Below are 12,021 nucleotides of genomic sequence, written 5' to 3' on the forward strand. Positions count from 1 at the left end.
AATTTTGGCCTCTATCACAGATTTATTTTACTTTAAAATTTGCAGTAGATGCCCCTTGAGCCGATGACTCATTACAAAATCATTATATCGGCAAATAGTTGTTTTTACAAGAAATACATAGTACCCTAGTCTAATTTTGTTCCGTTTGAATCAATCACTTGTTTATACCAATCAAATGATTTTTTCTTCGTACGTTTTAATGTCCCGTTACCGTCATTGTCGCGATCGACATAAATAAAACCGTAACGTTTTTTCATTTCACCTGTTCCAGCAGAAACTAAATCGATACATCCCCATGTTGTGTATCCCCATAGTTCTACACCGTCTTCATTAATAGCATCACGCATTGCCTTAACGTGTTCGCGTAAATAAGCAATACGATAATCATCATGAATTTCGCCATTTTCATCTGGCGTATCTACAGCACCCAATCCATTTTCTACAACGAATAACGGTTTTTGGTAACGATCCCACAACGTATTCAACGTAATACGGAATCCTAGTGGATCAATTTGCCAGCCCCACTCACTTGCTTCTAAATATGGATTTTTAACAGATGAAAAAATATTTCCCGATGTTTTTACCGCATCGTTACGGTGTGTTGCCACACGACTTGAATAGTATGAGAATGACACAAAATCAACAGTGTTTTCACGCAATTCTTTTTTGTCTTCCTCAGTAATGTTAATTTCAATACCGTCTTTTTCCCATTGTTTCAACACGTAATTTGGATAATATCCACGCACTTGAACATCAATTAACGCATATCCTTCACGATCGCTTTGTAGTGCTTTCCACGCATCTTCAGGATGACACGTTTCTGGATAATATTGACCAGCCGCCAACATACAACCGATTTTTGCTTCTGGGTCGATTTCACGTGCCACACGCGTTGCAATAGCACTTGCCACTAATTCGTGGTGCGCCGCTTGCCATTTCACTTGTTTTTTGTTTTCGCCTTCTTCAAAGACAATGCCAGCACCGATGAATGGCGCGTGTAAAATCATATTGATTTCGTTAAAAGTTAACCAATATTTAACCAATCCTTTGAAACGTGTAAATAACACACGACATAATCTTTCGTAAAACACTAACATTTCACGGTTTCTCCAACCGCCATACTCTTTAATTAAATGTACCGGACAGTCAAAGTGCGTAATGGTTACTAACGGCTCAATACCGTATTTTTGACACTCTTTAAATACATTTTCATAAAACTCTAAACCTTTTTCATTCGGCTCTAACTCGTCACCATTTGGGAAAATACGACTCCAACCGATTGATAGACGGAACGTTTTAAAGCCCATTTCTGCCAATAGTGCAATATCTTCTTTGTAGTGTCCATAAAAATCAATAGATTGTTGCGCTGGGTAAAAGTACCCTTCTTCAAATTCTAACATTTTGCGCTCACCCGTTACGACTGAAAAACGGTCTTTTCCTACGGGTAAAAGGTCAACGTTCGCTAATCCACGCCCATCAACGTTATACGCCCCTTCACATTGGTTTGCCGCCGTCGCGCCACCCCATAAAAATCCTTTTGGAAATTCTAAATTACTCATGCTTTTATCCTCTCGTTTTGTTGTGTTATGTCATTTCACCAATTATACCAACAACACACATACATCGTATCGCATTGTCGTCTATTCTCATCTTCAATATAAAGTTCGTTTCATTACACTACTTTTATGAATATAAAGAAGCTCCATTTGTTGCAATGACATCTTTATACCAGTTAAACGATTTTTTCTTGTAACGTTCTAACGTTCCTGTACCGTCGTCATTACGATCTACATAAATAAAACCATAGCGTTTACTCATTTGTGCCGTTGATGCAGACACTAAGTCAATACATCCCCATGTTGTATAACCTAACACTTCAACACCATCTTGTAGCGCCTCTCCCACTTGAATTAAATGCTTTTTCAAATAGTCAATACGGTAATCATCTTCAACCGTTTTACCGTTAGGCCCGTCAACTAACACATCTTTCGCCCCTAAACCGTTCTCCACGATAAATAGCGGTAGCTGGTAACGATCATAAAAATCATTCAACACCAATCGTAAGCCAACCGGGTCGATTGCCCATCCCCACTCACTCGCTTCTAAATAAGGATTAATCACACCACCAACAATGTTACCACGACGTGTTTCGTAATCTTGTGGATTGTGCGCCACACCAATGCTCATGTAATAGCTAAATGAAATGAAATCAACGGTATGTTCAGCCATTAATTCTTTGTCACCCGGTGCAAATTGAATGTCAATGCCATTTTCTTCAAAAAAGCGTTTAATGTAATTTGGGTATTTACCACGCGCGTGAATATCTGAGAATAAATAGTTTTGATTGTTAAATTCACGCATCGCTAACATATCTTCCGGATTTGGCGTCATTGGATATGATGGCATTGTTAATACCATACACCCAATTTTATTGTCTGGATCAATTTCATGACCAATTTTTGTTGCTAGTGCGGAAGCAACTAATTCATGATGTACAGCTTGATATAAATCTTGATTTGATAATTCCTCTTTAGGCGTATTCACACCGCCACTCATAAATGGAAAGTGTAAAATAGAGTTAACTTCATTAAAGGTCAACCAATATTTTACTTTACCTTTATAACGTTTAAATACGGTTTCAACGTAACGCGCATAAAAATCAATCATTTTACGATTTGCCCAGCCGTTATACTCACGTGCTAAATGTAGCGGTGTTTCATAGTGTGATAACGTGACTAAAGGCTCGATACCATATTTTGCCAATTCATCAAATAAGTTATCGTAAAATTGTAAGCCTGCTTCATTTGGCTCTAACTCATCACCGTTTGGAAAAATACGGCTCCACGCAATTGACGTACGAAACACTTTAAATCCCATTTCAGCAAACAACGCAATATCTTCTTTATAACGGTTATAAAAATCAATACCAACTAATTTTAAATTATCTTCTGTTGGTGCTTCTGTCACACGACCGACTCCATCTGGTAAAACATCTTGAACAGATAACCCTTTACCATCTACATTATAAGCACCTTCATATTGGTTAGCCGCTGTTGCGCCACCCCACAAAAAGCCATCTGGAAATACATTTTTCATTTATTTATACCTCTTTCATTTTTTGCACCTATATGATACTATTCTTTTTTATAAAATACTGTTACAATACTCTTAACATCTTATACTATTCTATTGTTTGGAGGTTACTGTGAGTACATACAATTTGCGTGAACACATTGAATATCACCACTCCCTATTACCTTATTCGTATTCCAAAATTGAAATGCGAAACGGAAAACCCGATGTTTTATTTCATTGGCATCCCGAATGTGAATTTATCTTTGTCGAAAAAGGCTCTGCACGTTTTCATATTGACAATCACATCTTTTATAGTAATGCAGGCGACATTATTTTAATTCACCCGAATGCATTGCACTCTATTCACCCAGTTGATGATAAAACACCACATGTTTATCAATCGTTTAACGTCCATTTAGATTTAATCGGCTTATCCATTGATGATTACAGTGGTATTCGCTATTTAAAAACACTTCAAAACGGACTAACCGAATTTATTGTGCATATTCGCCCAACACACCCAGCGTATGTGATGTTGTATAAAACGTTGCACAAGATATTTGCGTGTATCGAACATAAAGAACCGTTCCATTCATTGCTTCTCAAATCTTTAGTCAATGAATTGTTTTATCACATTTATTCGTCATCACTCACACAAACACGTGCTGAACATCCCGACGCCTATCGCCGTGAAGAAAAAATCCGATTAGTCATCGACTATATGAACAAACATTTTGATGAACCGTTAACGATTGATACGTTGTCTCAAGTCTGTGGATATAGCCAGTCACATTTTATGAATTTTTTCAAGCAAAATGTTGGTGTCAGTGCCATTGATTACCTCATTCAAACCCGTTTAAAACATGTCGTCACACGATTAAAAGATAGTAACGACTCAATATTAACCATCGCAACAGAATGCGGTTTTTCAAATTTAGCACATTTCAATCGACAATTTAAAAAATTGTTCAATTGTTCTCCAAGAATGTATCGCAAATTGCATCATCAACAAACAAAGGAGTTGGACTAAGTCCAACTCCTTTTTAACGTCTTATTTTACCGCTGTCAACAAGTAGTCTCCAGCTGTAACTGTACCTTCTTGAGTTGTTAATACGTCCTCAAAATCTGCTGTGTTTGTCACAACAACTGGTGTTACTGTTGAATAACCTGCTGCTTTAACAGCTTCTAAGTCAACAGATACTAATTTTTGACCAGCAACAACTGCGTCGCCTGCTTTTACAAATTGAGTAAAGCCTTCACCGTTTAATTGAACAGTGTCCATACCAACGTGAATTAAAATTTCAGCTCCATTTTCAGATGTAATACCTACAGCATGTCCTGTTGGGAAAATAGTTGTTACTGTACCATTTACAGGTGAAACTACTTCACCGCTTGTTGGTTCAATCGCAATACCTTTTCCTAATGCTAAGCTTGAAAATACTGGATCCTGTACATCGCTCAATGCTACTACTGTACCTGATAATGGTGCAGCTACTGTTTCTTGAGCAGGGGCTTTTAATGGTGTTACTTCTTCTTGTTTGCTGCTACTGGGTGCATCAACTTTTACTTCTGGTGTTCCGTATAAAGTTGGCACTTTAACAAACATTTGTACGGCAAATGAAAGTACGATTGCTGCTACAGTTCCGATTGCTAAGTGAACAACACTTGATGTGTCTTGACCACTTGGATCAATGTATGATGGGAAGCGGAAAATTCCTAAACCACCTGTTGAGTATTGGATAACGTTAAAGAATCCTAAGTATGCACCAATTACTGCAGATACCGCACATGAAACGATGAACGGTGTGCGCATTGGTAATGTATAACCGTAAATTGCTGGCTCTGTAATACCAAAGATTGAAGAAATCCACGCTGGAACTAAACCAGATTTAACTTTTGGTTCTTTTGTTTTTAACCAAATCGCACTTAACACACCTGTTTGTGTAAAGTTAGGTAATGCTGCAGCTACTAACATAACTGACATACCGTTTTGTGCAATGTCCGCAATCATCAATGGCACTAGACCCCAGTGTAAACCGAACATTACTAATACTTGCCATGCAGCACCTAATACGGCACCGTATAATACTGGTGAAACGTTGTAAATTGCTAAGAAACCATCACCAACAGCTTTTGAAGCAATATTGGCAACTGGACCAACTACCATAAACGCTAATGGTACTGTGATTAAAATTGTCATTGCTGGAACAGCAAATGATTTAATGTAATCAGATGTAACTTTTTTAAAGAATTTTTCAACTTTTGACGCTAATAATAGTGCTAAAATAATTGGCAATACTGTTGATAAATATCCACTTGATGATGGTAATTGAATTTTCATACCAAACAATGTTGCTTCTTTAACTGCTGCAGGTAAACCTGGATATAACATCGCTCCAGCAATTGCCATTGCTGTAAATTGATTCATTTTGAAACGAGTTGCTGCAGTAATTGATAAAATAAATGGTAAGTATTGGAATAATCCATCACCTAATGTGTTTAAAATAATGTATAATCCGTCTGTTTTTGGCATACCCATTGCTCCGGCAATAGCTGTGATACCTTTTAAAATACCGGCAGCTGATAAAGCGCCTAAAAACGGTTGGAATAAGCCTGAAATTGTGTCAACAAAACGGTCAAATAATGAACCTGTTGGTTTAACATCATCATCTTCTGTAATATCTAAGCTTCCTTCACCGCGTACGCCACCAACAGTTGTTACGGCTGCATACACATCTGGTACGTGGTTACCAATAACAACTTGGAATTGCCCGCCACTTTTTACAACAGTTACAACGCCTTCACGTTGTTTTAAGTAGTTTTCGTCTGCTTTAGACTCATCTTTTAATACAAAACGTAAACGTGTCATACAATGACGTAAACTTAAAACGTTATCTGCGCCACCAACGTGGGCAACTATATCTTTTGCTAATTCATCGTAATTTTTAGCCATTTTTATATTTCCTACCTTTCTTTTTTTGGTAAAAACAACAAAAACCTAAACGCATAGATTAAAGGTTCTCCAAAGGTGCACACAGTGGAGTTGCCATTAGTCTATCCATTTAGGTTTTGCCTGCTTTACCAGTAACAATCCTATGTTGGATTGGTTATTTATTCATTAATTTTTGGATGTGAATGGTCAAGTAAACTTGTTCATCACGTCCCATTGCAAAGTGATGTGCTTCTTCGGCATACACTTTGATTTTATCCGTACACGCAAACGCCTCGGGGTAGTTCGCACGTACTTGTTCAAACAAGAATGAATCATTCGTTCCTTGCATCGTTTTGGTTACGATACGTTGTGCAAAATATTGTAAATGTGTTGTAAAGCGATTGTATGATACATCACTTTCATCTAATTCCCGACCATAATGTAGTCGTACCACATCCATAATTTCTTGTACAATGCGCGTAATTTGAACGGTGCGTTCTAATAACGGTCCATCCTTTTCAGCATTCACAATATGTAATGCAATTGCCGTCGCTTCGCTTTCATCCAACGTCACATTTAAACGCTCTTTCACAAGCGCAAGTGCTTGTCTGCCGAGTTCATGTTCAACGGGATAAAATTTTTTCACTTCATAGGAAAGTGGATTTTTAACGACTAGTCCTTTTTTCACTCTTTCAAACGCAAATTTTAAGTGATCTGCCAAAGTAATGTAGAGATTTGACTGAAATGATTCTTGCAAAGTCGCCTCTGCTAATTTAATAATAGCTAATACAACATCAATCTCTTCTTCGGGCATGTCCACATACACTTGCGAAATCATTGCGGTGTCGTTATCTTGTAAAACAAATGTTTTTTCAATTAACGCGGCATCTAGTTCATCGCCGACTTTCTTTTGAAAGCCAATACCTTTTCCCATGACAACAATTTCTTGTTGATTGGACAGCGCTAACACAATATTATTGTTAAACACTTTTTGAATCTGCATAGGTGTTCTCCTTTCACAATTTACACTGCAAAAATAAAAAATACCTAAACAGATACCAAAAGAAGTTACTTTCGTAAGTCCCCCTCGTATCTATTTAGGTCTTGCCTGCCACCCAGTAACAATCCTTATGTGGTTATATTACCACATAAAAAATAAAATGCAAGCGTTTTATAAAAATTTTTTTGCAAAAATTTATACCACCCATTACTGAGTGGTATATCGCTATTTTTTATATTGTTGTAACGCCTCTTCACCATGTTCTAGTAACTCATCTAACAACTTTAACACGCTTTGTTCGTTGTTTGTACCAATTTGGTACGTACAGAATTCACTTAACTGTGGATCGGCATTGCCCATCGCGACACTAATACCTACGCTTTTCATCATGGATACATCGTTTAAACTATCGCCAAAAGCAATGCATTCTTGTGGGTGAATACCAAACTGTTGTTGTAAATATATAATGGCAGAGCCTTTTCCACCACCGACACGAAAAATATCCAGCCACTGCTCACCACTCGTTACAGCGTTTAACTCGGGGAAACGTTTCACAAGTTTTTGAGCAAAGTCTTTTGTATGTTCGAGCGTCCCTCTAAAGTAGACGGCAACATTTAATAGTGGTGCATCAAGTGGTAAGTCCTCAATAGTCGATAACTCTGTTACAGAAACGTTATAGCGATAAAACGCATCAAGTGCATCTTCTGGATTATTGGGGCAAATGTAATTGGTTTGCGTGCTATTAATGATGGGATAATACCCTTCTTGTGTCATTAAAAATTGTACCAAATCAATTACGGTTGTACGCTCAATACCGTGAACTTTTATGAGATTATCCCGATATTGAATGTGATTGCCGTTATCTCCTGCAAAAATAATATGTTTTTTATCCTCATCGTCAAACGATGTTTCTAATTTGCTCACGCCATTGCCACTGGCAACAACAAATCGAACATGGCGTTCTTTTAAACGCGAAAATACTTTTTTAAACAATGGCACATCGTATGTTTTATCGTCTTTCAAAAAAGTGGCATCCATGTCCACCGCAACTAATCGTATCATCTAATTTCTCCTTTAGCCTGATAGCATCTTTCGCCATTTTAATGTATAATGCCTATTATGTCTAGAATAAGGAGGTTGCTATGGAAAACTTTATTTCGCAATTTATGAGTCAGTATGGCTATTTAGCGATTTTTTTACTTGTCGCTTTAGAAAATGTATTTCCGCCGATTCCGTCAGAAATCATTTTAACATTTGCGGGATTTTTAATTGCATCGACACCACTTTCATTTTTAGGTGTCCTTATCGCTTCAACAGGCGGTTCCGTTGTGGGTGCCTTAATTTTATACCTACTCGGTGCAAAATTAAAAAAAGAAACCATTGAAAATATTTTAGATGGAAAAATTGGAAAAATACTCGGGTTTAAACGTACCGATGTAGACAAAGCTATTGGCTGGTTCCAAAAACACGGCGCATTCACCGTACTATTTACACGTTGCGTTCCCGTTGTTCGTAGTTTAATTTCTATTCCAGCAGGAATGAGCCAAATGAACATGGTACCTTTTACCATTTATACAACGATTGGCACAACCATTTGGAATGCGCTATTAGTTTGGCTAGGTCATCAAGCTGGTGAAAACTGGCATTCAGCTGCCGATTCTGTAAACGGTCTGTCACGTATTTTTTACGTCATTTTACTAATTGCGCTAATTGGACTAATCGTCTACTTTATCATTAAAAAGAAAAAATCTAAAAAGGTATAGCCGTTTATCGTGGCTGTACCTTTTCTTTATACGTAGATGATTTTAACAACGTGATGCATCGCATTTTGTATTTCAATCATCCATGTTACAATAGACGTATCAAACTTTTGCGAGGACACTATGGCAAAAATTACAACCATTGAAGTGCAACAAAACAATAAGCACCGTTTCAATATTTTTATCGATGACCAATTTGCTTTTGGTGTTAGTGAGCAAACACTCTTATTTTTTACTTTACATAAGGGCATGGAAATTACACCACAACAACAAACTAAAATTTTGAAATATGATCATTTTCAACGCTTGTACAGTGCGGGGGTAAATTATATTTCCTATCGCATGCGGAGCGAAAAAGAGGTTCGTGACAAATTGGCTAAACTGTTGGATGTGAGCGAAGATGAAACGGTCATAAATACGCAACAAAAAATGATTGAATTGGCGATTAAGCAATTAAAAAGTGATGGGTATATTAACGACACGCTTTATGCACAGGCGTTTGTTGAGGAATCTTTAAACGTTAGTGGGAAAGGTGAGTTTCACATTCGTCGAAAACTGAAAGAAAAAGGGATTGCGCAAGAGATTGTTGCTCAAGTGCTCAACGAAATAGACGACGATACACAAAACGACACTGCGTTACAAGTTGCAACGGCATTTATAAAACGTCAAGACGTCATTTCATCCAATGCGTTACGACAAAAATTGTCTAACCATTTAATGCAACGCGGGTTTTCAATCCAGACGGTACAGACGATTTTAAATCAAATGGATACATCAACGATTACTAAAAACGAAAATAAAAACGCCATTACAATTGCTCAAAAGGCGTATAATACTTATCACAATCGATATAGCGGATATGACTTATGGTCTAAAATTAAGACGTATTTACTGCAAAAAGGCTATTCGTTTGATGCAATTGATAGAGCAATAAAAAAATTAAAGGAAGACTATGACTCATAAATTATTAAATGATAACGGCATTACTTTGTGGAACGACGATAAAATCAATCGTTTTAGAGCCACACTTTTAGAATGGTACGACGCCAACAAGCGCGACCTGCCTTGGAGACAAACAAAAGACCCGTATGCAATTTGGGTATCCGAAATTATGTTGCAACAAACGCAAGTTGTAACGGTTATCCCCTATTTCAAAAATTTTATGCATCAATTTCCGACAATTTCCGCTTTAGCCAATGCACCTGAACAGCAATTGCTTAAAGCTTGGGAAGGTTTAGGGTATTACTCACGCGTGCGCAATATGCAAATAGCAGCACAACAAATTATGAATCATTACAACGGTGTCATGCCGAACACTTATGACGAATTACTAAAATTAAAAGGCATTGGTAACTATACCGCTGGTGCAATTGCAAGTATTGCATTTGGCGAACCAGTTGGGGCAGTTGACGGAAACGTCATGCGCGTAATGGCACGTTTATTTGAAATCAATTTAGATATTGGCGAACCAAAAAACCGAAAAGTATTTGAATACTTAACAAATGTATTAATTGACCCTGACCGTCCGGGCGATTTCAACCAAGCACTGATGGATTTAGGAAGTGATATTTGCTCAGCTAAAAATCCCAAACCTGAAATTAGTCCCATTCGTGCATTTAATCAAGCTTATATACATGGGACAATGGATAAATATCCCATTAAACGTCCAAAAGCTAAACAACAACACGTTTTTTATGATGCACTTGTCATTGAAAATGACAAAGGCGAATTTTTATTACAACAACGTCAAAATAAGGGGCTATTAGCAAACATGTGGACATTCCCACTAATTGAAATTGGAAAAGATGTCTTCGAATCGAACGAAGACGTACAAAGTCTTGGACAAGTAACCCATTTATTTAGCCATTTAAAATGGCATATTCGTGTCATTTCGTCAAACGATACGTCGCTATCTGGACAATGGGTGCACCCAAAACAGTTTGATGCATTTCCGATGCCTACTCCACAACTAAAAATGCTTGCATTAATTAAACGCTAATTTAATCATAACGACATCAAGAATATACATTTTTAGGGTTGACGGCATAAGCCATCAACCCTATTTAATCAATTAACAAAAAAGTAATGGATACGCCTGCGCTCACATTTCAACGTTACCGTACTTAACTTGATATGCGATATGTAAGTAACCATTACTTTATTTTTTATGAAATATTCAACACTTTTTCATACGCCAAACGGGCGTCTTGTGATGGATTATTTAAATAAATAATGCCACAATACGCGTAATTTAACGTTTTAAGTAGTTGTTGCATCACTTGATTATCTTCATGTGTATCAATTTTAATCGAATGTATTCCCATAGATTCAACATATTTTTCAATTTCTAAAAACAATTGTTTACCAAGTTGTTTCCCCCGCTCACCTCGTTCAATCGCACAACGATGCACCGTTACATAGTCACCTTGTGTTAGCCAACGCCCTTCAATTGTATCGTACGTGTCTTCTTTCAACGTTTGAATAACGCTCATTCCGACAACTTTACCGAAATGTTCCATAACGTATAGGTGCTGTTTTTCAATATCATCTCTTAAGACCTTCTCATTTGGGTACCCATCTTGCCATTGATTGACTCCGCTACTTTTTAAATACGCAATCGCGTCATCTATAATTTTTAATAAAATTGGCATATCGTTAAAAGTTGCTAATCGTAACATATTCCCACCTCAAATCAATAGGTGTATTGTATAATAGAGTTATTATAAAAACAAGAAGAGGTGCTTTCATGAATGCTATGGACTGGGTAAAACGACTAGATTTACAACCACATCAAGAAGGGGGATACTTTCGACAAACGTACGCTAGCCCTGAAACGACAACACACAATGGGCAAGATCGTTTTTTTGCTACATCTATTTTATTTTTATTAACGGCAAATAATCCATCCCACTTACACCGTTTATCTAACGATGAAATTTGGTACTATCACACTGGACATAGTTTAACGATTCATTTACTTTATCCCGATGGAACATACGAAGCCATTCGCCTAGGTTTAGAACCGGGGGAACATTTGCAATATACGGTTCCGCGTGGTGTTATTTTTGGCTCAAGCATTGACAGTGACAACCCCGAAGATTTTGCACTCGTGAGTTGTGGTGTGACACCGGGGTTCGATTATCGCGATTTCGAATTATTTACACAAGAACAATTATTGAAAGACTACCCACAACACGAAGAGATGATTAGACGCATGGCATTTGAAACGTTGGATAACGCATAATGCGTTAGTT

General features: G+C 37.3%; 11 protein-coding genes. 5 read left to right on the top strand and 6 right to left on the bottom strand.

Annotated features, from left to right (window positions below; translation table 11 throughout):
- Window positions 1-125: 125 nt before the first annotated feature.
- Window positions 126-1,559, bottom strand: coding sequence for a 6-phospho-beta-glucosidase (ascB, locus tag J7S27_05845; GenBank protein ID QTU82790.1), 1,434 nt, complete (start codon window positions 1,557-1,559; stop codon window positions 126-128).
- 124 nt (window positions 1,560-1,683) lie between these two features.
- Window positions 1,684-3,096 carry a glycoside hydrolase family 1 protein gene (locus tag J7S27_05850; protein ID QTU82791.1) on the bottom strand — a complete coding sequence of 471 codons (1,413 nt, stop codon included), beginning with the start codon at window positions 3,094-3,096 and terminating at the stop codon, window positions 1,684-1,686.
- 109 nt (window positions 3,097-3,205) lie between these two features.
- On the opposite strand from J7S27_05850, the gene J7S27_05855 reads away from it, so the two are divergent.
- Window positions 3,206-4,105, top strand: a complete 900-nt coding sequence (locus J7S27_05855; protein QTU82792.1) for an AraC family transcriptional regulator — start codon at window positions 3,206-3,208, stop codon at window positions 4,103-4,105.
- Between the two features lie 21 nt (window positions 4,106-4,126).
- On the opposite strand, the gene J7S27_05860 is transcribed toward J7S27_05855, so the two are convergent.
- The 3 genes from J7S27_05860 to J7S27_05870 form a co-directional block, all read right to left on the bottom strand.
- Window positions 4,127-6,028 carry a PTS glucose transporter subunit IIA gene (locus J7S27_05860; protein ID QTU82793.1) on the bottom strand — a complete coding sequence of 634 codons (1,902 nt, stop codon included), beginning with the start codon at window positions 6,026-6,028 and terminating at the stop codon, window positions 4,127-4,129.
- A 154-nt stretch (window positions 6,029-6,182) separates the two neighbouring features.
- A complete protein-coding gene (locus tag J7S27_05865) occupies window positions 6,183-7,010 on the bottom strand; it encodes a PRD domain-containing protein (GenBank protein QTU82794.1) in 828 nt (275 codons plus the stop codon).
- A gap of 222 nt (window positions 7,011-7,232) precedes the next feature.
- Window positions 7,233-8,069, bottom strand: a complete 837-nt coding sequence (locus tag J7S27_05870) for an HAD-IIB family hydrolase (GenBank protein ID QTU82795.1) — start codon at window positions 8,067-8,069, stop codon at window positions 7,233-7,235.
- A gap of 80 nt (window positions 8,070-8,149) precedes the next feature.
- Here J7S27_05870 and J7S27_05875 point away from each other — a divergent pair, with 80 nt between their 5' ends.
- The 3 genes from J7S27_05875 (at window position 8,150) to mutY (ending at window position 10,766) form a co-directional block, all read left to right on the top strand.
- Window positions 8,150-8,770, top strand: a complete 621-nt coding sequence (locus tag J7S27_05875) for a DedA family protein (protein ID QTU82796.1) — start codon at window positions 8,150-8,152, stop codon at window positions 8,768-8,770.
- Between the two features lie 120 nt (window positions 8,771-8,890).
- Window positions 8,891-9,730: a RecX family transcriptional regulator gene (locus tag J7S27_05880; protein QTU82797.1), complete on the top strand. Its 840-nt coding sequence runs from the start codon at window positions 8,891-8,893 to the stop codon at window positions 9,728-9,730.
- Complete coding sequence (mutY, locus tag J7S27_05885; protein QTU82798.1) at window positions 9,720-10,766, top strand: A/G-specific adenine glycosylase; 1,047 nt, start codon at window positions 9,720-9,722, stop codon at window positions 10,764-10,766. The genes J7S27_05880 and mutY overlap by 11 nt, the downstream gene beginning before the upstream one ends.
- A gap of 166 nt (window positions 10,767-10,932) precedes the next feature.
- Here mutY and J7S27_05890 read toward each other — a convergent pair whose 3' ends face one another.
- On the bottom strand, window positions 10,933-11,445 hold the full coding sequence (locus J7S27_05890) for a GNAT family N-acetyltransferase (GenBank protein QTU82799.1): 513 nt from the start codon (window positions 11,443-11,445) through the stop codon (window positions 10,933-10,935).
- Window positions 11,446-11,513: 68 nt separating this feature from the next.
- On the opposite strand from J7S27_05890, the gene J7S27_05895 reads away from it, so the two are divergent.
- Window positions 11,514-12,011 (top strand): cupin domain-containing protein, encoded by a 498-nt coding sequence (locus J7S27_05895; protein QTU82800.1) that lies wholly within the window; start codon window positions 11,514-11,516, stop codon window positions 12,009-12,011.
- The last annotated feature ends 10 nt before the right edge of the window (window positions 12,012-12,021 follow it).

This window comes from Carnobacteriaceae bacterium zg-C25 (assembly GCA_017945845.1).
Lineage (GTDB): Bacteria > Bacillota > Bacilli > Lactobacillales > Aerococcaceae > WM01.